Annotated in this window: 23 protein-coding genes; 7 read left to right on the forward strand and 16 right to left on the reverse strand. The window is 48.1% G+C overall.

The window, feature by feature from the left end:
- Positions 1 to 125 precede the first annotated feature (125 nt).
- Complete coding sequence (locus ACZ5DR_RS04550; protein ID WP_377366312.1) at positions 126 to 959, forward strand: helix-turn-helix domain-containing protein; 834 nt, start codon at positions 126 to 128, stop codon at positions 957 to 959.
- Between the two features lie 733 nt (positions 960 to 1,692).
- Here ACZ5DR_RS04550 and ACZ5DR_RS04555 read toward each other — a convergent pair.
- The gene (locus ACZ5DR_RS04555; protein ID WP_377366311.1) at positions 1,693 to 2,739 is read right to left on the reverse strand and encodes a helix-turn-helix domain-containing protein; all 1,047 of its coding nucleotides are present in this window, start codon (positions 2,737 to 2,739) and stop codon (positions 1,693 to 1,695) included.
- 140 nt (positions 2,740 to 2,879) lie between these two features.
- Here ACZ5DR_RS04555 and ACZ5DR_RS04560 point away from each other — a divergent pair, with 140 nt between their 5' ends.
- Together ACZ5DR_RS04560 and ACZ5DR_RS04565 are read left to right on the forward strand one after the other, a co-directional pair.
- Positions 2,880 to 3,215, forward strand: a complete 336-nt coding sequence (locus ACZ5DR_RS04560; RefSeq protein ID WP_377366310.1) for a DUF805 domain-containing protein — start codon at positions 2,880 to 2,882, stop codon at positions 3,213 to 3,215.
- Positions 3,212 to 3,778 (forward strand): hypothetical protein, encoded by a 567-nt coding sequence (locus ACZ5DR_RS04565; RefSeq protein ID WP_377366309.1) that lies wholly within the window; start codon positions 3,212 to 3,214, stop codon positions 3,776 to 3,778. The genes ACZ5DR_RS04560 and ACZ5DR_RS04565 overlap by 4 nt, the downstream gene beginning before the upstream one ends.
- Here ACZ5DR_RS04565 and ACZ5DR_RS04570 read toward each other — a convergent pair.
- From ACZ5DR_RS04570 to ACZ5DR_RS04580, 3 genes are all read right to left on the reverse strand, one after another.
- Positions 3,729 to 4,346, reverse strand: coding sequence for a methyltransferase family protein (locus tag ACZ5DR_RS04570; RefSeq protein ID WP_377366308.1), 618 nt, complete (start codon positions 4,344 to 4,346; stop codon positions 3,729 to 3,731). The genes ACZ5DR_RS04565 and ACZ5DR_RS04570 overlap by 50 nt on opposite strands.
- Before the next feature lie 117 nt (positions 4,347 to 4,463).
- Positions 4,464 to 5,402: an allantoinase PuuE gene (gene puuE, locus ACZ5DR_RS04575; protein WP_377366307.1), complete on the reverse strand. Its 939-nt coding sequence runs from the start codon at positions 5,400 to 5,402 to the stop codon at positions 4,464 to 4,466.
- A gap of 12 nt (positions 5,403 to 5,414) precedes the next feature.
- Positions 5,415 to 6,146 (reverse strand): aspartate/glutamate racemase family protein, encoded by a 732-nt coding sequence (locus tag ACZ5DR_RS04580; protein WP_377366306.1) that lies wholly within the window; start codon positions 6,144 to 6,146, stop codon positions 5,415 to 5,417.
- A 344-nt stretch (positions 6,147 to 6,490) separates the two neighbouring features.
- Between ACZ5DR_RS04580 and ACZ5DR_RS04585 the strand changes: the two genes are divergently transcribed.
- Entirely contained in the window at positions 6,491 to 7,930 is a 1,440-nt protein-coding gene (locus ACZ5DR_RS04585; protein WP_377366305.1) for an NCS1 family nucleobase:cation symporter-1, read from the forward strand.
- 83 nt (positions 7,931 to 8,013) lie between these two features.
- On the opposite strand, the gene ACZ5DR_RS04590 is transcribed toward ACZ5DR_RS04585, so the two are convergent.
- Positions 8,014 to 9,210 (reverse strand): putative manganese transporter, encoded by a 1,197-nt coding sequence (locus tag ACZ5DR_RS04590; RefSeq protein ID WP_377366304.1) that lies wholly within the window; start codon positions 9,208 to 9,210, stop codon positions 8,014 to 8,016.
- A 223-nt stretch (positions 9,211 to 9,433) separates the two neighbouring features.
- On the opposite strand from ACZ5DR_RS04590, the gene dld reads away from it, so the two are divergent.
- Positions 9,434 to 11,149 (forward strand): D-lactate dehydrogenase, encoded by a 1,716-nt coding sequence (gene dld, locus ACZ5DR_RS04595; protein WP_377366303.1) that lies wholly within the window; start codon positions 9,434 to 9,436, stop codon positions 11,147 to 11,149.
- Between the two features lie 371 nt (positions 11,150 to 11,520).
- Here the strand turns inward: dld and cyoE are convergent, their stop codons facing one another.
- The 8 genes from cyoE to ACZ5DR_RS04635 all read right to left on the reverse strand — a co-directional run bounded on the left by cyoE (position 11,521) and on the right by ACZ5DR_RS04635 (position 18,010).
- Positions 11,521 to 12,456 (reverse strand): heme o synthase, encoded by a 936-nt coding sequence (gene cyoE / locus ACZ5DR_RS04600; RefSeq protein ID WP_377366302.1) that lies wholly within the window; start codon positions 12,454 to 12,456, stop codon positions 11,521 to 11,523.
- 12 nt (positions 12,457 to 12,468) lie between these two features.
- A complete protein-coding gene (gene cyoD, locus ACZ5DR_RS04605) occupies positions 12,469 to 12,792 on the reverse strand; it encodes a cytochrome o ubiquinol oxidase subunit IV (RefSeq protein ID WP_377366301.1) in 324 nt (107 codons plus the stop codon).
- Positions 12,793 to 13,401 (reverse strand): cytochrome o ubiquinol oxidase subunit III, encoded by a 609-nt coding sequence (cyoC, locus tag ACZ5DR_RS04610; RefSeq protein ID WP_377366300.1) that lies wholly within the window; start codon positions 13,399 to 13,401, stop codon positions 12,793 to 12,795.
- Between the two features lie 2 nt (positions 13,402 to 13,403).
- Complete coding sequence (cyoB, locus tag ACZ5DR_RS04615) at positions 13,404 to 15,380, reverse strand: cytochrome o ubiquinol oxidase subunit I (protein WP_377366299.1); 1,977 nt, start codon at positions 15,378 to 15,380, stop codon at positions 13,404 to 13,406.
- Positions 15,380 to 16,342 carry a ubiquinol oxidase subunit II gene (cyoA, locus tag ACZ5DR_RS04620; RefSeq protein WP_377366298.1) on the reverse strand — a complete coding sequence of 321 codons (963 nt, stop codon included), beginning with the start codon at positions 16,340 to 16,342 and terminating at the stop codon, positions 15,380 to 15,382. Before cyoA ends, cyoB begins: the two co-directional genes overlap by 1 nt.
- A 157-nt stretch (positions 16,343 to 16,499) precedes the next feature.
- A complete protein-coding gene (locus tag ACZ5DR_RS04625; protein WP_464543868.1) occupies positions 16,500 to 16,862 on the reverse strand; it encodes a hypothetical protein in 363 nt (120 codons plus the stop codon).
- Positions 16,863 to 17,252: 390 nt separating this feature from the next.
- Complete coding sequence (locus ACZ5DR_RS04630) at positions 17,253 to 17,600, reverse strand: DUF6404 family protein (protein ID WP_377366296.1); 348 nt, start codon at positions 17,598 to 17,600, stop codon at positions 17,253 to 17,255.
- A gap of 77 nt (positions 17,601 to 17,677) precedes the next feature.
- Positions 17,678 to 18,010 (reverse strand): DMT family transporter, encoded by a 333-nt coding sequence (locus ACZ5DR_RS04635; RefSeq protein WP_377366295.1) that lies wholly within the window; start codon positions 18,008 to 18,010, stop codon positions 17,678 to 17,680.
- A 43-nt stretch (positions 18,011 to 18,053) separates the two neighbouring features.
- Between ACZ5DR_RS04635 and ACZ5DR_RS04640 the strand changes: the two genes are divergently transcribed.
- Together ACZ5DR_RS04640 and ACZ5DR_RS04645 are read left to right on the forward strand one after the other, a co-directional pair.
- Positions 18,054 to 18,563: a MarR family winged helix-turn-helix transcriptional regulator gene (locus tag ACZ5DR_RS04640; protein ID WP_464543869.1), complete on the forward strand. Its 510-nt coding sequence runs from the start codon at positions 18,054 to 18,056 to the stop codon at positions 18,561 to 18,563.
- 127 nt (positions 18,564 to 18,690) lie between these two features.
- Complete coding sequence (locus ACZ5DR_RS04645; protein WP_377366294.1) at positions 18,691 to 19,113, forward strand: organic hydroperoxide resistance protein; 423 nt, start codon at positions 18,691 to 18,693, stop codon at positions 19,111 to 19,113.
- Positions 19,114 to 19,214: 101 nt separating this feature from the next.
- Here the strand turns inward: ACZ5DR_RS04645 and ACZ5DR_RS04650 are convergent, their stop codons facing one another.
- From ACZ5DR_RS04650 to ACZ5DR_RS04660, 3 genes are read right to left on the reverse strand one after another with little or no spacing between them, the layout of a single operon-like run.
- Entirely contained in the window at positions 19,215 to 20,081 is an 867-nt protein-coding gene (locus tag ACZ5DR_RS04650; RefSeq protein WP_377366292.1) for an SMP-30/gluconolactonase/LRE family protein, read from the reverse strand.
- On the reverse strand, positions 20,078 to 20,716 hold the full coding sequence (locus tag ACZ5DR_RS04655) for a 2-dehydro-3-deoxy-6-phosphogalactonate aldolase (protein WP_377366291.1): 639 nt from the start codon (positions 20,714 to 20,716) through the stop codon (positions 20,078 to 20,080). Before ACZ5DR_RS04655 ends, ACZ5DR_RS04650 begins: the two co-directional genes overlap by 4 nt.
- On the reverse strand, positions 20,713 to 21,642 hold the full coding sequence (locus ACZ5DR_RS04660) for a 2-dehydro-3-deoxygalactonokinase (RefSeq protein ID WP_377366290.1): 930 nt from the start codon (positions 21,640 to 21,642) through the stop codon (positions 20,713 to 20,715). The genes ACZ5DR_RS04655 and ACZ5DR_RS04660 overlap by 4 nt, the downstream gene beginning before the upstream one ends.

Genomic DNA, 21,642 nt, shown 5'->3' on the forward strand with positions numbered 1-21,642 from the left:
CTAGAGGGAGAAAAACACTCTGTATTGAACTTTTGCGACATGGAAAAAAGTCTTTAACAGTCGCCAAAATGTGGCATCTTGCTTGCAAAACAAGAGATCTAACTCTTTTCGTTTTAGGTCTTGCTATGCCACATCAAGCAGTCATTAGTCGGTTAGAAAGGATTCGCTCAAAACAACCTTGGCTGGTACTCAGTGCCGCTGAGAAATTCTATATTGCTGGTTCAAATAACCCGGCGATTTCCCATTTCTACAGTTTCAAAGCTGGGGACAATGTGGAGGAAAGCTTCGCGATTCCCGACGGCTGCGTAGACATGCTGTTTGATTGTGATGCCACCTGCCCAACCGCAGGGGTGTTTGGCACGCCTATGTCCGCCATCGACATCGAATTAAAGCGCCAACATCAGTATTTCGGAGTCCGTTTCGCATCAGGGGTGATTCCCGATTGTTTGAAGGTGTCAGCGGAGGAGTTAATCGAGCATCATTTTGATTTTGTGGATGTAGTTCCCCATGCAAATCAACTATTTGAAGCCATCATCAGTGAAAAAAGCTTCGCCTCACAAGTGGCTTCTTTCCAGCAGTTTTTTGAAGGCAAAGCCAACCGAGTCATGTCACCTTTAACCCGTTATGTGGTCGCCAATATTTTTGAGCAACAGGGCAATGTTCGCATCGACGCTATGGCACAAGAAACGGGCTACACCACTCGCACCATTCAACGCCAATTCAGGGCCGATATGGGGATGTCGCCGAAAGCATTTGGCCGAATTATTCGTTGCCAGTCCGCTGTTTATCACATTAATCACCATGACCAAGTGGTGTTTTCTGACATGGCATTTGATCTTGGCTTTAGTGATCAATCTCACTTTTTAAGAGAGTTTAAAAAGCTCGTAAAAGCCACCCCAATGGCCTATCAAAACCGCGTAAAGCAGCAAACTTACTACGATAGAATCCAGCATTTTTGATCCAAAAAAGCGCGCATACACCTACTCCTGCTCAAAACCAGTGCAATTTTCCTATTGGCAGAGGTGAACATTTTTGTCAGATCAGGAGAAAAAAACACCCATTGCGGCCGTTGATGATCGCCATTGCCTATCCCAAAGCATCTCATTCCCCTCATTTTGTCGATCAAAAGCGCCTATGAACACTAAGACTGCCTCGGATATTTCGTCATCGTCTCCATCAATTTGAGCGATAACGGCAGTAAATCGGAAGTATCTTGTAGGGGAAATCTGACATCGGCGTAGGAGTTTTCTCTATTACATACTAGATAGTTAGAAAATCAGTAAAGAAATCATGCAACATATTGATTTATAAGTAGAAAACCTTATTTTCTGGAGTTTTTACCAAAGTTGCAAAGGCTATTGGGATGACTTACATTCTCATTATCCAAAGGGACCTCAAGGATTGAGTGGCACATAGATGTGCAGCAAAGCATGAAGCTTTGCGGGATAGCTGGAATTGAGTGAGGAACATTCAGAGACGGATTCTCACAGGATAACAGTTCGAAGGATTCGAACGTTAGGCCAAGATGGCATGTTACGGATTGACGGCGATGGAATCGCACTTCAAGGACAGATAGCTTTAACGGATTAAAGCAAAAACAGGCAGCTTAGGCTGCCTTTTTTCGTTTCTGAGGCGAGCAAACGTACTCTATTTGCCCTCACCTACTTCACATGGGGTTGCCAATCCCCACCTCTAAAGACTCTGCTGTTTTCGATAAGCCGATGGCGTACACCCCACTTGCCGAGAAAACTCCCGATGGAAGTTTGACTTAGTTTGAAATCCTGAATCCAAATAGATCTGCGTGACGGGCAAATCGGTTTGCTCAAGTAGGGCCTGGGCGTGTTCAATGCGATAGCAGTTTATCCATTGGGAGACATTCATTTGCAAGACCTGATTAACCCCTTGAGAGATCAATCGACTCGGCACTCCAGATTTACGCGCCACTTTAGCCAAGGTTAAGTTAGGGTCGAGAAACAAGGTTTGGCTAACTAATACTGACGACACCTGCTCCATCGTTGCCTGCATTTCCGACAAGCTAGGGCTGTTGCTCTGCAAGCCGTCTGAGGAAGCGGAGCTGGCCTTCTCACCATCTAGCACATTCACGTCAAGGGCGCTGGGTTGTGTGTGGGCACTGATCCAAATCACCGCTAAGGACAACATAGGCAATAGGATTCCGTGCCCCAATGCCAATATGTTTTGGGCATGACTCCCATCCCAAAACATAAAATCCACCGACAGAGCCCCATCAATCATCGCTGAAAACAACAACATACTGCCCGCCACACGCATCACTAAACTCGCCGCAGGTAAATCCGACACCGCAATGTTTTCCGACCAAGCCACTTGATGCAATGCCAAGTACCAAAGACCAATCCCATAAGCTAGGTACATAAGGGTCAACATAAGATCTATGGGGGGATGCCACCAAGGATAGGTAATTGAACTGACAATCAAAATACTGGGCATGAGCCCATGCCACCAGGCAATGCCCTTTGATTGATGGGCTTTAGCAAAGACATACCAAGCCAACACTGGAATCAAGCTCGCCAACACGGGCTGTAGCATACGCAAGATGGACCAATCTAATAGCCACCGTAACCCCACCACCCCAGTGGTCAAAGCACACATGATTAAGAAACACGCAGCCGATTTCTGCTCAGTACCTTTTTGACTAAACACAGCCCCTGCTAAGACTAATAACAACAGGGACACGACAAACGGCAAAGGGATCGACACCATTAGCTCATCTCACTCCATGAATAGGTTGACCAGTATGTCCTAAAACGCCTTTTCAAACGTCCTAAATCCGGATTTAGGACGCACTTGGGGGCTTCTTCAACCAAATTAGTACCTGATTTACTCAATTGAAGGAGCCTAAAATGAACGACTACTTATTAGCCTTTAAGCATGCCACAGACTTCTCCGGACGCACACAGCGTGCAGGGTTTTGGTGGTTCATGCTCATCAACTTGCTCATCACATGCGCCATTGCAGTATTTGAAGTCTCTCTGGATAACCTCGGCTGGATCGACCTGTGTTATAGCCTAGTGACCTTGTTGCCAATACTCTCGATCAGTTGTCGGCGATTGCGGGATACCGGTTTGTCTCTTTGGTGGTTTTTGCTGTTATTAGTGCCCGGTGTGGGGTTGTTGTTCCTACTCATTTTGCTTGCGTTTCCAAGCCAGCCAGAGCCATTACAGGAGCAACCATTATGATGCGTCAGCTTGTGATTCTTTTATCCCTGTTTGTATGTCTACCCAATGCCAAGGCCGTGGAACGTCCTCTGTTTATCCCGGAAGGGGCATTCGGTGTGGTCCAGATTTCGGACCTAATCGTCGGCACCCTAACATTGTTAAAGGGCATAAAAGGGGAAGGCCGTTATCTTACACACAATGCTCAAGGCGACCTATGCGAGGTTTCCCCCGTGCGCTTTCTGGCAGGAGGCTTTAATGGCCGCACCATTGGGGTGGAGCACGGCGCTGAGGACATAGTGATACAAGTGTATTCTGAAGAAATATCCGAACGACTGATGCAAGCCCGCGAAGTCAACAGCGTAGACTTCCCCGCAGAACGTGTTCATTCATCACAGGCGGGATGGGTGGTAACAGCAGGATTAGAAACCATGGAAGCCTTCATTCTCCATCCACAACCAACTTGGTCGTCATGGTGGCGATACCAAGAAACGCAGCTGCCATGCCGCCCGATTCACCAGCCTCCAGTCACTGGCACTACAGCCAGCGCCTTACTCGGGAGCAGTAAAGGGTATAGTGGTCCCTAAAGACTTGTGACAGGTGCGCTTCTTCCACTTGGGTTTGGCGCACTATGGTCATGACCCCCACCACAAAACACACTATTGAAAAAGCCGAAGGCAGCGCCAGCATAAAGCCTAATTGCGCAGTCAGTACCCCAAGATAGATGGGATTTCGAGACAGACCATAGACCCCCGCGGTCACCAGCGTCATTTTGCCCTGTTGATCCACGCCAGAGGTCCAAGCACTTCCCAATGAAAAATGCCCGAAAATCGCCCAAGCAAAGCCTAAGGTGAGCAACAGGTTGCCGGCGATGATCAACCAAGGATAAGCATGGAGGGGCAAAATGCCTAATGCCGAGTCTATGGACGGGAAGAACAGGCGCCACACACATACCATCCAAATGAGCACCCGAAAGACGCCAAAAATCTTATGGTGCCACCAATTTAGGGAGCCTCGCTTGCCATGGAAGACGCGGTTTTGTTGAGTGGAACGCTGCAAGGTCACAATGCGCACCGTATAGAACAGCGCAACGAACGTATAAAAGAACGCCAAATAGCCTCGGGTAAACTCCCAGACCCAATCTGGAGACGGCATTACTAACCTCAAGCGTTAAGAATTTAATGATGACAATACTGACTTAGTACACAGGTGCCAAGCATAAAAAAGACGCACTGGGCGTCCTTTTATGCTTACTCTGAACTCACAAGCCCATTAACCCTGAGCTTCTGGCGGATGATTCGTCATCCAGTGTTCCGCAATATCGCTGCGTCGCGTGATCCAAACATCCTCATGGGATTGCACATAATCGAGGAATTTTTTTAGCGCCATAAAGCGGGACGGTTTGCCCAAAGTACGACAGTGCATACCAATAGACATCATTTTGGGAGCGGTTTCGCCTTCAGCGTACAGACAGTCGAAATTGTCCTTCAGGTACTGGAAGAATTCATCCCCATGGCTGAATCCATAAGGGGAAGCAAAGCGCATATCATTACAATCTAGGGTGTAAGGAATGATCAGGTGAGGCTTAGTCTGTTCAGAATCTTGGTGATGCGGTACAGACACCCAGTAAGGTAGGTCATCCCCGTAGTTGTCCGAGTCGTATTTTAACTGGGATTGCTCGGCGACCAAGGCACGGGTATTAGGGGAATCACGCCCTGTGTACCATCCCATGGGCATCACACCGGTCACGTCTTGAATGATCTTGAGGGCTTCTTGCATGTGCGCGCGCTCTTCTTCAATAGACATTTCTTGGTAGTGAATCCACTTCAAACCGTGGCAAACCAACTCATGACCACCCTCTACAAAGGCTTTTGCCACGTCAGGATTGCGCTGCAAAGCGGTGGCCACAGCAAAGATAGACAGAGGCAAACCACGCTTCTCAAACTCGTTTAAAATGCGCCACACACCCGTGCGGGAGCCGTATTCATACAAGGACTCCATACTCATATGGCGATCTTTAAAAGGCTGGGCGCCAAAGATCTCCGACAGGAAGGTTTCCGCATGTTCGTCACCGTGTAACACACAGTTTTCGCCACCTTCTTCGAAGTTCAGAACAAATTGCAGGGCAATGCGTGCGTTGTTTGGCCACACCACTTTCGGTGTATTGTGGCGGCCGTAACCTGCGTAATCTCGTTCTAAGTAATGTTTCATATTAATTTCCTGTTAACGGGTCCAATGCTCATATCTACCGACATAAGACTTTTGTACGGGGGCGCCGAAATGCCCGACTTTAGAGGTTTTAATTCCGAGCTGGTGAATGGCTTCTGCCCACTTAACCGCTGCACTGACCCCATCAATAATGGGCACTGGCAGTTCGCTTTGCAAACGAGCGACTAGAGACGACATACCAGCGCATCCTAAAACAATCGCTTCTGCGCCATCCTCTGTCATCGCTTGTTCGCACTCTCTCTTAAGCAAAGCGTATGCCTGCGGCTCAAGATGCTCTAATGCAAGTACTGGAATGTCCGTGGCACGAACGCCACTGCAATGCCTTTCGTAGCCATACTTATATAAAAGATGCTCGCTGGCAGGCAAGGTGCGTGACAAGGTGGTCACCACACCAAACTTAAACGCCACAATACTGGCCAATTGAAAGGCGGCTTCCGCGATGCCAATGACAGGCGCATCGGCCAACTCCCTTGCCGCTTCCAAGGCCGGATCACCAAAACATGCAATGATGTGAGCATCTACTCCTTGCTCCTTCCCAGCTTGAATAAGATCCAGCAAAGCCGCAGAGGCAATGGCTTCATCTAAAGCGCATTCGATACTTTGTGGGCCATGCAATGGGGTACTGGCGAGGATCTGAGTGGTCGGTAATGCGGCCTGATGGGCGCTGGTCGCCATGGCATCGGTCATGGTTGCGCTGGTGTTAGGGTTGATAAGTTGGATAAGCATGGGATATCCGCGTCCTTTATAAGCTGACTTGTTGCACATAAAAGTCATCAGGATGATCTAAGCACCAACACCGACTGACTCAATATATTGTATACAATACTAGAAATAGATCGCATACATAAAGACTTTTTAAAAATCATATCAGCTCCACAAGACACACCAAAAACCCAAAATACGCACAGATAAAGAGCAAAAAGGATTATTTTGTCGCAAATGTGTGCACTGATTTCTCTACCTAAGAGAAAAAACATTGTCAGAGTAGCAAATATAGGTTCCCTGAAAATTGGCACAAAAGTTGTATTCGACATTGTATACAATAAGCAAACCAACGAAGGAACTCTCGCATGACCCAGAAACTCCCAGTAAGCCCTCGGCTCAGCAACGAGGATCTCAAGCCTGATACAGAACAAAAGTGGGGATGGTATTCTATCTTTGCTTTTTGGATGTCAGATGTGCACAGTGTCGGCGGCTATGTGTTTGCAGCCAGTCTGTTCGCTCTTGGATTAAATGGCATTCAGGTATTTATCAGTTTGCTCGCGGGCATCTCCATTGTCCTACTGTTTGCTAACTTAATGGGCAAACCCGGACAAAAAGCCGGCGCACCATTCCCAGTTATCGCACGTATGTCCTTCGGGGTCTTCGGCGCCAACATTCCAGCGGTTATCCGCGGCCTGATTGCGGTGGTTTGGTATGGTATACAGACTTTCTTGGCCTCCAGCTCCTTTATTATCTTGTTGCTGTATTTCTTCCCAGGCATGAGCACCTTGGCAGACGACAGTTTCTTAGGTCTGTCTTACCTTGGCTGGATTGGATTCACTGCCATGTGGATCCTACAAGGCATTGTCTTTATGTTCGGCATGGACATGATTCGTAAGGTCATTGATTGGTCTGGCCCTGCTATTTATGTGGCCATGTTTGCCTTATGTGTGTACATGGTGAATCTAGCGGGTTGGGAAAACATCAGCTTCACCCTAGGTGATGCGAGCTTATCTGGTATGGATGCCATCATGCAGATGATCATTGCCATTGCCTTGGTGGCTGGCTACTTCGCAGGGCCAACCCTTAACTTTAGTGACTTCTCACGCTACTGTGGCAGCTACAAACAATTGAAGTTCGGTAACCTACTTGGACTACCTTTTAACTTTATCTTGTTCTCCATCTTCAGCGTAGTGATCGTATCTGCATCTATTCCAGTATTTGGCGGTATGATTACTGACCCTGTAGAAACAGTTCGCCGCCTAGACTCAGGATTGATTACCGTACTTGGCGCAATGACCTTTATCTTTGCCACTGTGGGCATCAACATCGTGGCAAACTTCGTCGCTCCTGCGTTCGACTTTTCTAACGTATCGCCACAGAAAATCAGCTTTAAAGCCGGTGGCTTTATTGCCGCGTTCGGCTCAGTTCTGCTGATGCCTTGGAACCTGTTTAATAACCCAGAAGTAATCCACTACACCGTCGATGTGTTGGCCGCCATGATCGGCCCCCTATACGGCATTATCATTGTGGACTACTTCTTTATTAAGAAAGGCAAAATCGACATTGATTCTCTGTACACAGAATCTGAACAAGGCATTTATTGGTACGACAATGGGGTAAACAAGAAGAGCGTCTACGCCCTTGTGATCGCAGGCATCGTAGCCATCTTCTGTAGCTTTGTCTTTACTGCCCTAGCCAATTACGCATTGTTTATTGGTGGCTTCACGGCGGCGATCCTTTACCGCTATCTAATGGAGTCTGAGCGCGTTGCTCTACATGGTTTAGAAACAGCCAAGCAAGGCTAATTTTAACGCCATTGAAGCAGGCATCCCTATTGCCTGCTTTTTGCCTCATTGCCCGCCGTACGGAAACGTACTGCGGGATTTTTTTATGGCATCTCTACTATCCAATAGTAGCCATAGCCCGCTATTAAGGCAGGTACAAAAGAGTATAGGGTGGCCAGAGCCGCGGCTTTAGGTGCCAAAGCAATCGCTGGAAATAAAGCATCTCCATCATTACTGACCGCGTTAGCGATCAAAGCAGACATGGGAATGGTATTTTGCAAATAAAAGCTTGTGACTAATATCTGCGGGCCACATCCCGGCAGTAGGCCAATCAAGGCCGCGAGCAAAATAGAACCACTCAGCCATGGGCCTGAGAACATAAAGTCATTCTCTCCTACCAGCAGCATGGCGATCTCAAACACAATAAAAGCAACCACTACCCAACTGGTGACGAACTGAGTATCTTGTGCAACCTTGCGCATCCAGTGCCTTGGTAGTTCGTTATCATTTTCTCGTGCTAATTCAGAGTAGCGATCACTTCTTGCAGATAACGCCCAAAGCAAAAGACACACAAATCCTGCCATAGCCCCTAGGCTGTGAACCCCATCAGCCGACAACCAAGGGATTTGGTCCATGTCATATTGCATGGCAATAAGCAGCGCGATGATGGCCATAGGTATAATAAGAACACCCCAGAAAGCCACATTGATTCGAGATATCCATACATCCACCGATGACATGTATGTGGACGGTGTTTGATAGGGCTCAGGTTTACCTTCCCTCTCCCCAAAAGAGAGCTTCGGAGCGGGCAAAAATTGGTTTGTAAACAGCCCAGAGAGCACCCCTACCAACATGCAAACAGACAAAACAATGACTGCATCTTGAGGTCTTTGACTGATCAGCAAAAACGCAGCATCCCCCATAGTACTGGTTAACACAGCCACAACCGCACCAAACCGAATCTGTCCTTTGGTATATTGGGTGATGACAACGATGGCACCACCACAACCTGGTAACACCCCCATGACACTGGCAAACAGAATTTCTCGATAGGCTTTACTGCTCACCCAGTTTTGAATGCCTTTAACACTAAAGCTATGACTTATGCCGTAGTACAGAGCCAAAGTTGCCGCCACAAAAGCAGATACTTGTAGAAAGGCATCAGACAAAACGCCGGACACAAGGCTCCGGGTAGCAGGGTAACCCCACAGCAAGGCCACCAAAATAGGCACCAAGGCTCGCTTGTTGGCAAAGGTTTGCAACAACATTCTGGGGGAAGATGATCCGAACACAGCCATCATAGAAGAGACACTCACAAATCTTTATTGTTAATGATTATCAATAACAATAAAATAGTCAAAGCTTTTCCGGTGTCTATCAGGTTTTTTTAGGACACCCATAACGAGCGATGATTAGCTAAACCCTCGAAAAACTTATAAAGTAGTGCGTTCTTGAATATTGTGGCAGCCCCTCCCAGCGCTTATGTGAAGCGTTATTGGCTAACTCTCATTGGTACAGGCATTAATGAATACTGAACTTTCTTCTCTTCCTCTCGCCGACACCCTCAAAGGCATTGTCGGTGCTAAATACCTCTATACAGACGACGATAAAAAAGCCCCATTTTGCAAAGGTTTCCGTTTTGGCAATGGCAGCGCATATGCTGTGGTTCGCCCAGGGAGCCTGGTAGAAATTTGGCACGTGCTACAAGCCTGTGTCGAAGCCGATGTCATCGTCATCATGCAAGCCGCGAACACGGGCTTAACGGGTGGCTCTACTCCAAGTGGCGCCGATTATGACCGCCCAGTGGTGATTGTTAGCACCATGCGCATCGATGAAGTACAAATCATTAAAAATGGTGAACAGATCATCGGCTTACCGGGTAGTACGCTATTTGGTCTAGAAGAAGAGTTAAAACCTCATGGCCGTGAGCCACACTCTGTGATTGGCTCCTCTTGCATTGGCGCATCCATCGTAGGTGGCATTTGTAATAACTCTGGCGGCGCTCTGGTACAACGAGGCCCTGCTTACACAGAAATGTCTCTCTACGCAGAAGTCACCCATGACGGCAAACTAGAGCTGGTCAATCACTTGGGGATTAAGCTTGGAGACTCCCCAGAAGAAATCCTAAGCAACCTAGAAAACAAGCGCTACCAAGCGTCTGACATTCTTGATACCGCACAACGGGCCTCAGACGTGGAATACGAACAACGCGTCCGTGACGTGGACGCAGACACACCATCACGTTTTAACGCCGACCCACGTCGTCTTCATGAGTCTGCAGGTTGTGCTGGTAAGCTAGCGGTATTTGCCGTGCGCATGGATACGTTCCCGATTCCTGAAAAGCAGCAAGTATTCTACATGGGCACCAATGACCCTAGCGTTATGGAAGACATCCGCCGCCATATGCTATCCCAGTTCAAGCATATTCCTGTGTCGGGTGAGTACATGCACAAGAGCTGCTATGACCTAAGTAAAAAATATGGCAAAGATACCTTTATAGTCATCGATAAACTGGGCACTAAGTACATGCCTAAATTATTTGCCGTGAAACGTACTGTGGATCGTATTTCAGGGAAGTTCAGCTTTATTCCGAAGCAGTTTTCTGACCGGGCTTTGCAGTTCATGAGCAATTTCTTTCCGAATCATTTGCCGAAACCCATGGAAGACTTCCGCAAACAATACGACCACCACTGGATCATTGAAACCGCAAACCAAGGTGTCGACGAAGCGCGCGCCTACCTTACTCAATATTTCAAAGAAAACCCTGAGAAAGGCGGCTTCTTCGAGTGTACTGAGCGAGAAGCGGAACAGGCCATCCTACATCGTTTCGTGGCAGGTGGCGCATTGAGCCGCTTCCACTTAATTCAAAATAAGGCGCAAAACCTCGGCTCCATCATGACCATAGACGTGGCTTTCCCACGTAACGAACGAGATTGGTACGAGACTCTACCACCAGAAATTGATGAGCAAATCGCTGTGAAGATGTACTACGGTCACTTCTTTTGTCACGTGATGCACCAGAACTACGTCCTAAAACAAGGGGTAGACGGCAAGGCTCTGAAGAAACAAATTCTGGCGACCTTCGATGCCCGTGGCGCGAAATACCCAGCAGAACACAACGTGGGACACGAGTATAAGGCAGAAGAAAGCTTAAGCTCCTTCTACCAAAAGATCGACCCCACCAACAGCTTTAATGCTGGCATCGGCCAAACCAGCAAGAAGAAAAACTGGCAAGCCTAAGCAACAAAGCCCGCTTCGATGAAGTGGGCTTTGTTTTTCAGAAGACACTTACCTGCTTTTAATTTGCTTGCGTATTGTCTTCGTTCCTCGACACGTCTGCGCAAATCCAAAATCAGGTAACCGTCTAGCAGATCACTCAGGCTTTAATTCTAAATTCCACGAGCCTTCTGCTCGACGGACTTGATTAACCTTAATACCACTATCCCTCCATCTTTTAAGCGTTCCATCAAATTCGCTACAAGCTTTTATCAGCGCCCCCTATCTGCTTTGAGACGTTCGTTAGAGTCTAACGAAGAGGCTTTATAACGCCCAATAAAAAACGCCCCGCTGGTTTCCCAACGGGGCGTTTTCAATTCTTCAACGAACTAGGCTCAGCGGGCCAGCATCACTAGATAATCCGGCCCTACGGCACGAAAGTCTAATGACATGGTTACACTCAGCGCAGTCACCGTAATGATAGAAAAGAAGAACACTTGGCGTGCCCAACGATTCACATCAATGTCTTTACGGTAGCCTTTCAGCGCCATGTACAACCACCAAAGGCTGGTCGAGGCCGCAACCGCCATAAAGCCCACACCAACATAACCTGTCAGAGGCAGCATAGCCGTTGCGATACCAAACGCAGCGATCCATAACACAATGTGATGTTTCGCCTTCTGAATGCCCTCAGCAACCGGTAGCACAGGGATACCTGCTGCTGCGTAGTCCTTGTAGCGGAAGATGGCAATGGCATAGGAATGAGGCATCTGCCAAATACTAAACATTACCAACAAAATCGCCGCACCTGCATCGAACTGCCCTGTAACTGCACAGTAACCCACCACTGGTGGTACTGCACCAGACAAGCTCCCGATCAAAGTTCCGTAAACCGAGTTGCGTTTGAAGTATAGGGTGTAAAGCACAACGTACACGAAGTAACCGAAGGCTGCGAAAAACACAGCCACGGGATTCGTGAAATACGCCAGCAATCCAAACCCAACCACGCCTAACACCAACCCATGGGCGAGAGCGGCCTTTAAAGACATCTCACCCGTTACGGTTACGCGGTTACGAGTACGCTGCATCTTAGCGTCAATGTCGCGGTCGACACAGTTATTGATCGCACAGCCAGAAGCCACAACCAGTGACAATCCAATGATGGTCACTAGCATGATCAGCCAATCAATGTCTCCGCGAGCGGCGAGGAAGTATCCCCCCGCCACGGAGATCAAGTTGCCCATAATGATGCCCGGCTTGGTTACTTTAACGTAACGGTCGAACACACTATGCTGCTCTGGTTGTTGCGACGAGGATTTCCGCTTAAACATACGTTTCTTCGCCTAGTACATCATCATCAGAACGGATTCGTAGATAATCCAAACGGACAACGCTACAACCATTACGATAATCAGTGCAGTAAAGATAAATGAGAAAGTATCGATCTTGCCTTCTTTAGTGAAGTTTAGGTGCAAGAAGTACTTAAGGTGCACAACGATCTGAACCACAGCTGTTACAACGATAACCGCAAACAGCGTGGCGCGATCAAAAGCACCAGTCATTACTGCCCAAAATGGAATCACTGTCAAAATAACAGACAGAACGAAACCAATAACGTATGAGCTTACGCTACCGTGAGAATGTGCATCGTGATCATGTTGACTCATTTACATAGCTCCCATTAGGTAGACGAAAGAGAATACACAGATCCAGATCACGTCTAGGAAGTGCCAGAACAAGCTTAGGCAACCTAAGCGAGTTACAGTGCGGTCTTTCAGACCACGCTTAGCCACATCAATAAACAAAACTGTGATCCATAATAGACCCGCCGTTACGTGCAAACCGTGAAGACCTACTAACGAGAAGAAGGCAGTTAGGAAAGCACTAGCGCTTGGGCCGTGACCTGCGTGAATCAAGTGATTGAACTCGTACAATTCAATCGCGATGAAGGTAGCACCGAACAAGAAAGTCACGGCTAACCAAAATAGCACGCCACCTTTGTTTTGCTTGTACGCACTGATCATCGCAAAGCCGAAAGTAATCGAGCTTAACAATAGGGCAGCAGTACCGCCCGCAATCAGATTCAGGTCAAAAATATCTTTACCAGACACACCACCCGCTGTGTTCATAAACAACACAGCGTAGGTTGCAAAGAAGGACGCAAACAAGATGCAGTCCGTCATTAGGTAAATCCAGAAACCTAACGTAGTGTTACGTCCGGTATCGTGGTGCTCGTCATGGTGCGCATCGTGATGCGCAGTTGCAGAAGTACTCATGCTTACCCCTTAGCCACGTTATCAAGATGTTCGTTTTCGATACGTGTCACTTCATCAGGCTGAACGTAGTAATCAGTGTTACTAGCGTACGCACGACAGATGAAGGCAACGATCAGACCAATAAAGCTTGCACCAGCCAACCACCAGATGTGCCAGATTAGGGCAAAGCCCATAGCAGTTGCCAACGCACCCATGATTGGGCCAGCGTTTGTGTTGCTTGGCATGTGGATAGGCTCGTAGCTTTCATGACGCTGGTACGCAGTACCTTTCTCTTTCATGTCAGTGAAGGCATCAATGTCATCAACATGCGGGATTTTCGCAAAGTTGTAGAACTGTGGAGGAGACGCCAAAGACCACTCAAGAGTGTGACCGTTCCATGGATCGCCAGTTTTGTCCAAGTTCTTGTCTTTGTTTTTGAAGCCAAGGAACAATTGGATGAACTGAGAAGCGATACCAATCGCGATAACAAAGGCACCTACAGCAGCGATGTATAGCCAGATGTTCCAATCAGGGTTGTCCGTGTGGTTAAGACGACGAGTCATACCTAGGAAACCAAGAACGTACAATGGCATAAAGGCTAGTAGGAAACCGATTGTCCAACACCAGAAAGAGATCTTTCCGTATTTTGGATCTAGGTGGAAGCCCATTGCTTTCGGGAACCAGAAGGCAAAGCCCGCTAGGTAACCAAACACCGCACCACCGATAATCGTGTTATGGAAGTGAGCGATTAGGAACAATGAGTTGTGCAGTACGTAGTCTGCACCTGGTACAGCAAGTAGTACACCAGTCATACCACCGATCGAGAAGATCACGATGAAGCCAAGGGTCCAAAGCATAGGAACTTCAAGACGTACACGGCCTTTGTACATGGTGAACAACCAGTTGAACAGTTTCACACCCGTCGGAATCGCGATGATCATCGTCATGATACCGAAGAAGGCGTTAACGTTGGCACTCGCACCCATGGTAAAGAAGTGGTGCAGCCATACGATGAAACCTAGGATGGAAATCGCACCAGAGGCGTAAACCATCGACTTGTAACCAAATAGGCGCTTACCTGTGAACGTAGACACGATCTCAGAGAAGATACCAAACGCTGGTAATACAAGGATATATACTTCAGGGTGACCCCAAGCCCAGAACAAGTTGATGTACATCATCGAGTTCCCGCCAGCGTCGTTGGTGAAGAAGTGGAAATCCAAGTAACGGTCAAGCGTCAACATGGCTAGGGCAGCAGTCAGGATCGGGAAAGATGCAACGATCAAAACGTTGGCCCAAGTACAGGTCCAAGTAAAGATCGGCATATCCATCAACTTCATGCCAGGTGCACGCATCTTAAGTACAGTTACCAAGAAGTTAACACCTGTTAGAGTCGTACCGATACCAGATATCTGCAACGCCCATATGTAGTAATCAACACCTACCCCTGGACTGAATTCAAGCCCCGACAACGGAGGGTATGCCACCCAACCAGTCATAGCGAATTCACCAAGACCTAGAGAGATGTTCACTAGCACTGCACCCGAAACCGCCAACCAGAAAGACAAGTTGTTAAGGAACGGGAAAGCAACGTCACGAGCACCGATCTGTAGAGGAAGCACAATGTTCATCAAACCGATCATAAATGGCATCGCCATAAAGATGATCATGATGACACCGTGTGCCGTAAAGATCTGGTCGTAATGGTGCGGTGGCAGGTAGCCTTCCGAACCATTGGTTGCCACAGCAAGCTGTGTACGCATCATAATCGCGTCCGCAAAACCACGGATCAACATTACGAATGCTAGGATGATGTACATGATACCCAAACGCTTGTGGTCAACAGACGTCAACCATTCACGCCATAGCCAGCCCCATTTCTTAGCAAGCGTCATAAACACGAACAACGCCGCGCCGCCGATAGCTACTACCGCAAGGGTGCCTAGGACAATAGGGTCATGAGGGATCGAATCCCAAGACAATTTACCTAGAAGATTCATTAGTGAGAGGCCTCCTCAGCTTCATGGGAAGTGCTAGTACGCTCACGCTGAGGCAAAATCACGCCTTCAGGAAGTTCTGCACCGTATTCAGGCTTACCGTAGAAATCAATACGGCCCATGTCGCCCATGTATTCCCAGATGATGTCGAAGTACAAGCCATCTTTCACCGAACCGAAGTATTCCACAGGGTGGTATTCAGTAGGCTCAAGCAGCTCTTCGTAGCGCTCAGTTGTTAGCGCTTCACCTGATGCTTTGACGTTTTCAACCCATGTTTGGAAATCTTCACGAGTAGGCGTTGCGATCGCTTCGAACTGCATACCAGTGAAACCATGACCAGAGTAGTTTGCCGAAATACCTTTGAAAGTACCTGGCTCATCTGCGATCAAGTGAAGTTTGGTTTCCATGCCAGCCATAGAGTAAATCTGACTGCCCAGCTGAGGGATGAAGAATGAGTTCATTGTGCCCGCAGACGTGATCTTGAAGTTCACAGGAACGTTCGCTGGGAACGCTAACTCGTTCACCGTTGCGATACCAAGATCTGGGTAAATGAACAACCACTTCCAGTTCAGAGACACGACTTCAACAGTCACAGGCTCTTCATCAGATTCAATTGGTTTGTATGGGTTCAACGCGTGCGTTGATTTGTACGTAATAACACCAAGAATCACGATGATGATAATTGGAATCACCCATACGACGGTCTCAATTTTTGTGGAGTGCGACCATTTTGGTTCGTAAGCTTCACCACGACCTTCGCGATATTTCCAAGCGAAGTAAAGCGTCATGAAGATAACTGGAACCACGACAAGCAGCATCAAGACAGTCGCTGTAATAATCAGCTCCTTCTCTTGAACACCGATTTGTCCTTTCGGGTCAAGCACACCACCCTGACAACCAGCTAGTAATACAACTAGTGCTGCCAAAGCGACTTTACTTAAGTTACGAGTTAACAAGAGATTCATCCTCTAACCCTAGATTGACGTAGGCTGACATCGAAACGATGACAGGATTCAAGCCGGCTAAGCCGGAAGTTTTCCAACGGAGGAGTTTTGCGCGCCCAAGGAGCACGAGATATAAACCGACACTCGTGAGAATGCTGAGATATATCTACAAAACTCTTTAAGCTGAAACTGGGGGTGCGCGACAAGCCAGTACAGTACTGTATAGGGCTTGGCGTAGGACCGTCTCGCGAGGCGGTCTTGCGTATGTGCGGCGCTGTGTTGGCCACACAAATTGCCCACTGGAGGTACAAAACAACCAGTAGACAAACACAAATAGGCTGATAATGCCGAAAAAGGCATACAGGGATATTAGAGGTAGGTCTTTAAAAACCGTGTGGAAAAAGTCACTAGGATCGTAAGCCCCACCTAATGGAAAGATCACTAAGTTCACCATCACAACAGCAAACACGAAGGCGTACAAACGGGCCGCCCACTTCACTGTCTGAAGAGGCTGACGCAGCTCGCCAAAGCTGTTGCGCATGTTAATGTGACTGTGTCCTACTTCCAAAGTTGGATACCTACTTTTTACCTGAGACAGACAAAACTGATTGGTTTTTAATCAATTCTGACGAAAATAAGAATTTCGACCGAAAATTGTACACATTAGTTAGAAATCTCTCCACCTAAATTTTAGCTTAACATGCCCCAACCTGCTTCATTTTCATCATAACGCCCATTCTTGAATCATTTGCGTCACTGGAAGCGGCTCAAACTTGAAAATATTTCATAAAATATTTTTGGGCATCCCCTGCATTTCTCCTATTTGCTTTAAACCAACATGAGCCTAAGTCATTCAGAGAAACAAAACCGACAAAAAAGCCCCAAGGTGCGTGCAACACTTTGGGGCTTTCCGAAAGGACAGAGTCACTAATTAATCAAAATCAGACCAACGACTTAGCTGTAATTTTTTACGACGTACCGCGTAAAACACCCCCATCCCTAAACCATAAACAAATCCCCATACTACGGCTTTATCCATGGCTGACTTAAGGGTTTCATCGTTACCTAATAAGCCAAAATACATGACCAAGAAAATGATAATGGCAAAATACCAAAAGGCGATCAGAGCATTCAAATGAAAGCCTAAGTAATATGGCGGTGGCACCTTGATGCCCAAAGCACGCAACAAACTAAACATAGGCGGCTTATAGTTGGACAACCACACATTGTGGGATTGCAACTCAGCATGGGCCTTGGCTAAACGGTCTTCAAATGACACGGACAACTCCTAAAACAAATGATAAAAACTGTGTGACATCCTACTGTGAAAACCACAGCAACAACAGACATTCCCTATCAATGGCCATTTGTGGATGAAAAGACGTTAATGACCAACACCCCAGCAAGAATCAAAGCAATGCCCGCAAACGCCGCGAAATCGAGTCTTTGCTGAAAGAACAACCAGCCGATCACAGCCGTCAACACAATCCCCAAACCAGCCCAAATAGCATAGGCAATCCCCACTGGCATCACCTTTAACGTCAACGACAATAGGTAAAAGGCCAAACCATAACCCACCACCACAAGGACGCTTGGCACCAGCTTAGTGAAACCATCGCTCGCCTTTAGAGCCGACGTCGCCACCACTTCAGAAACGATGGCCACCAACAAAATAACCCATGTTTTCATCACCTACTCCTTGTTTAGGCTCGTAAACAGAGCGCAATGTACCATGAGAGATATTTTGGCGGTCAGTATTTTTACGGTATCCTGTGCCCTCACGTCATCAGCCGAGGCTTCCATGGATACCAACAACCCACTCGCATTGGATAACCAACTTTGCTTCACCTTGTATTCCGCGTCCCTCGCCATGACCCAAGCCTACAAGCCCCTATTAGAACCTCTTGGGCTGACCTATCCCCAGTACCTAGTAATGCTGATTTTATGGGAGCAAGATGGTCTTCAATTAAAAGAGATCGGCGCACGCCTAGGACAAAAATCCGGTGCACTGACCCCCGTCATTAAACGCTTAGAAGCAGAAGGTCGAGTACAGCGGGTACGAGACGCCCAAGACGAGCGCGCCCTAAGCATTTGTCTCACACCCGCGGGCAAGTCTTTACAAAAGCAAGGCCGAGAAGTGAATCAATGCATTCTGAAAGCCTGCTCTATAGACATAGACGAACTCATTGATTTGAAAGAAAAACTAGACAACCTTAGAAAAAACATTCATGAAAATAACTGACTGAGGCTTGCGCTGAATTAGTTATTGCGATAACTTAATTATCAACCAGAGGCCAGAACGGCCTTTATTTTTAATCATATAGTTATCGCGATAACTATACTCATTCGAAACAACAAGGAGCAAAATTATGGCTATCCTATACACAGCTCAAGCGACATCAACTGGTGGCCGCGATGGTCGCGCTGTCTCAGACGACAACAAGCTCGACGTTCAACTAAGCACACCGAAAGAGCTAGGTGGTGCAGGCGGCGAAGGCACTAACCCAGAGCAATTGTTTGCCGCAGGCTACTCTGCTTGTTTCATTGGTGCCTTGAAGTTGGTTGCGTCCCAAGCCAAGGTCAAATTTCCAAACGACCCAAGCATCACAGCGAAAGTAGGCATCGGCCCAAACCCAAACGGCGCAGGCTTTGCCATTGATGTAGACCTAGACGTCACAGTAGAAGGCATGGACAAAGAGACATTACTGCCATTGGTCGAAAAAGCCCACGAAGTATGTCCTTACTCCAATGCAACACGTGGCAACATCCGCGTAGGCCTGAACGTTAACTAAGCTTTCTCAACGTTCCAGTGCTAAAAACGTTCCAGTGCTAAAAACGTTCCAGTGCTAAAAACGTTTCAGTGCTAAAGCAGCCGGTCACATGGCCGGCTGCTTTAAATTAACTGGAATGGCCGACTCGGCGCTCCCCTCTGCTCTACCTCCAACGCCACCACCTGCCCAGCCAAAGGCTGCTCAGCAAGCTGATCTTCCAATCCGACACTCGCTGAGGTGATAAATAAGGTTTTCCCTTCTGGCCCACCAAATGCGCAACTGGTTGGACGAGCGAATGGCAACTTCAAAACCGCCCCTTCAGAGCCATCTGGTAGATAGCGCACAATACGCTGACCATCCCATTGAGCATTCCAAAGGGCGCCTTCGTCATCCATAGCAGAGCCATCCGGCCCTGAGCCTTCTGGGGTCTGAGCAAACGCAGCCGCGCCTCGCACATCTTGAAACCCGGGATACGGAAATTTATGGATTTGCCCTTTCATCGAGTCTGCAAAGTACATACAACCGCGACTTTCATCCCAAGCAAAGGTATTGGCGATACCGACATTGTCTAACAAACACTGCTTTTGCCCATCTGCTGTAATACGCCATAGGCGACCTTGGCAAAGGACTTCGTTGTCATCCATGGTGCCCACCCAAAGGGAGCCGTCAGGAGCCACTTTGGCATCATTTCCCCGATTACTAGGAAGATCATCGTCCAGTGTGCAAAGTGTCTCTAGTCGATGAGTTTGACAATCAAACACCGCCACACGAGTGGCCAGCACCACCAGCAACACATCCTTTTTATTGGTTGCGAATACCGCAGACACCTTCTCAGGCATTAGCCAATGTTGATGTTCGCCAGTGAGTGAGTCCCAGCACCAGACTTGCTGCATGGGGATATCGACCCAAAATAAACGAGCAGTTTCAGCGCACCAATAGGGGCCTTCGGCCAATTGATGTCTTTGCGAACTGATGGTTTTAAACGTCATAGGGAGCCCTTATGTCGGTTTCGCCAAGCGGCGACAAAGGCGGCCGCTTTATCTGTGGTTTCACTCACCTCTTGCCCAGCCTTATATAGGGCGGAGCCAAGACCAAAGCCATTGGCTCCCATGGCGACGTACTCTGCCAAATTATCAGGGGACACTCCGCCAACCGGACAAAACCAAAGGGGTTTAGGCAGCACTGCCCACATTGCCTTAATCACTTTAGGTGAAGGTATGCCTTCCGCTGGAAACAGCTTGAGCCCATCAGCCCCCGCATCCAGTGCCGCAAAGGCCTCCGTTGCAGTAAAAAAGCCTGGTAACGCAAACAAAGATTTCGCTTTCGCGTAGCGAATTAAGCTGGTATCCGTATGGGGACACACCATTAACTTAGCGCCTAGATCAGCCAGCTGATCCACCTGTTCCATCGTCATCACAGTGCCAGCGCCGATCAAGGCTTGTGAGCCCAATGACGCCTGCAAAATCGCAATACTTTCCATGGGGTCAGGAGAGTTCAAAGGCACTTCGATGATCCGAAAGCCAGCATTCACGAGCGCTTGCCCATGGGACAGCACCTCATCTGGCTTAACCCCGCGCAAAATGGCCACTAAAGGCAGCTCTGCCATACAATCATGAAAGTTCATAGGGTGACTCCTTGTGCTTGTGCCGATCTTGCTAGGGCAACAAAGCCCTGCACACTGGCGTCTTTCGCAGTCAGTTGGGAAACGTCCACAGCAAATCGGGACAGCACCCGCTGATAGCGTGCGCTCACCGTATCTGAACCAATCAGGTACAGGTGTCGGTTGTCACATAGATCTAAATTTGCCAGCACATCCGTACCTATCAAGATGCCAGACAAATAACTGGCAAGGCCGGAAGCGGGTAATTCACCTGTAACCGTACGGCTGCGCACCGTAAACAACTGATGCATTAAACCGCCCTGTTCTTCTGCCAGTATCACACCCGCATCAAACCAATCCTGATCAAACTGAGAAGCTGAGTCTGCCTGCCCTTTTGCCAAACTGGAGTGCTGGCACAGCAACGCAAATAGCTCCCCTGTCATAACAGTAGAAAAGCCCTCTAACCTGCTTTGATCTAATTGCCCCCATTTGCAATGGGTGCCCGGTAAGCAAAAGGTCATAGGCCCGTCACTGTCAGAGTGAGCCCCCCATAAGCCCAGTAGCTGCGTTTCTTCACCCCGCATCACATCCACTTGCCCAGCCGCTCCAACCCCTTTCACCCCGGGCACAATGTAAACCGCAATCGGTAATGCTGTATCGAGTTGATGAAGTTGCGTGGCAAGCCCATCTAAGCCAAGGGGACACTCTAGATAAGGCACTTCCTGCCAGCCACTACGACTCCCCACCATGCCAGCCATTAAGACTGGCACCTGATGGTGTAACCAAGGCTGAATCAAGTCACTGAGCACAGGTTCGAAGTCCCCCTGTGCTAATGACAGCATGCCCTGATCGCTGGCTTGCTCTGCCATCACCTTGCCATCATGATCAATCAAATAGACTCGTAAGTTGCTTGTCCCCCAGTCCACCGCAATGCATAAAGGCTTGCTCAT

This window comes from Marinomonas vaga (assembly GCF_055388305.1).

What these genes read in the sequence shown, in the direction of transcription:
- cyoA (WP_377366298.1), bottom strand. Translation starts at nt 16,342, where the DNA reads ATGAATCTCTTGTTAACTCGTAACTTAAGTAAAGTCGCTTTGGCAGCA.
- ACZ5DR_RS04635 (WP_377366295.1), bottom strand. Translation starts at nt 18,010, where the DNA reads ATGAAAACATGGGTTATTTTGTTGGTGGCCATCGTTTCTGAAGTGGTG.
- ACZ5DR_RS04570 (WP_377366308.1), bottom strand. Translation starts at nt 4,346, where the DNA reads ATGCCGTCTCCAGATTGGGTCTGGGAGTTTACCCGAGGCTATTTGGCG.
- cyoC (WP_377366300.1), bottom strand. Translation starts at nt 13,401, where the DNA reads ATGAGTACTTCTGCAACTGCGCATCACGATGCGCACCATGACGAGCAC.
- ACZ5DR_RS04645 (WP_377366294.1), top strand. Translation starts at nt 18,691, where the DNA reads ATGGCTATCCTATACACAGCTCAAGCGACATCAACTGGTGGCCGCGAT.
- dld (WP_377366303.1), top strand. Translation starts at nt 9,434, where the DNA reads ATGAATACTGAACTTTCTTCTCTTCCTCTCGCCGACACCCTCAAAGGC.
- ACZ5DR_RS04580 (WP_377366306.1), bottom strand. Translation starts at nt 6,146, where the DNA reads ATGCTTATCCAACTTATCAACCCTAACACCAGCGCAACCATGACCGAT.
- ACZ5DR_RS04660 (WP_377366290.1), bottom strand. Translation starts at nt 21,642, where the DNA reads ATGAGCAAGCCTTTATGCATTGCGGTGGACTGGGGGACAAGCAACTTA.
- ACZ5DR_RS04585 (WP_377366305.1), top strand. Translation starts at nt 6,491, where the DNA reads ATGACCCAGAAACTCCCAGTAAGCCCTCGGCTCAGCAACGAGGATCTC.
- ACZ5DR_RS04655 (WP_377366291.1), bottom strand. Translation starts at nt 20,716, where the DNA reads ATGAACTTTCATGATTGTATGGCAGAGCTGCCTTTAGTGGCCATTTTG.
- cyoD (WP_377366301.1), bottom strand. Translation starts at nt 12,792, where the DNA reads ATGAGTCAACATGATCACGATGCACATTCTCACGGTAGCGTAAGCTCA.
- puuE (WP_377366307.1), bottom strand. Translation starts at nt 5,402, where the DNA reads ATGAAACATTACTTAGAACGAGATTACGCAGGTTACGGCCGCCACAAT.
- ACZ5DR_RS04560 (WP_377366310.1), top strand. Translation starts at nt 2,880, where the DNA reads ATGAACGACTACTTATTAGCCTTTAAGCATGCCACAGACTTCTCCGGA.
- ACZ5DR_RS04590 (WP_377366304.1), bottom strand. Translation starts at nt 9,210, where the DNA reads ATGATGGCTGTGTTCGGATCATCTTCCCCCAGAATGTTGTTGCAAACC.
- ACZ5DR_RS04625 (WP_464543868.1), bottom strand. Translation starts at nt 16,862, where the DNA reads ATGCGCAACAGCTTTGGCGAGCTGCGTCAGCCTCTTCAGACAGTGAAG.
- ACZ5DR_RS04640 (WP_464543869.1), top strand. Translation starts at nt 18,054, where the DNA reads ATGAGAGATATTTTGGCGGTCAGTATTTTTACGGTATCCTGTGCCCTC.
- cyoB (WP_377366299.1), bottom strand. Translation starts at nt 15,380, where the DNA reads ATGAATCTTCTAGGTAAATTGTCTTGGGATTCGATCCCTCATGACCCT.
- ACZ5DR_RS04550 (WP_377366312.1), top strand. Translation starts at nt 126, where the DNA reads ATGCCACATCAAGCAGTCATTAGTCGGTTAGAAAGGATTCGCTCAAAA.
- ACZ5DR_RS04650 (WP_377366292.1), bottom strand. Translation starts at nt 20,081, where the DNA reads ATGACGTTTAAAACCATCAGTTCGCAAAGACATCAATTGGCCGAAGGC.
- ACZ5DR_RS04555 (WP_377366311.1), bottom strand. Translation starts at nt 2,739, where the DNA reads ATGGTGTCGATCCCTTTGCCGTTTGTCGTGTCCCTGTTGTTATTAGTC.
- ACZ5DR_RS04565 (WP_377366309.1), top strand. Translation starts at nt 3,212, where the DNA reads ATGATGCGTCAGCTTGTGATTCTTTTATCCCTGTTTGTATGTCTACCC.
- cyoE (WP_377366302.1), bottom strand. Translation starts at nt 12,456, where the DNA reads ATGTTTAAGCGGAAATCCTCGTCGCAACAACCAGAGCAGCATAGTGTG.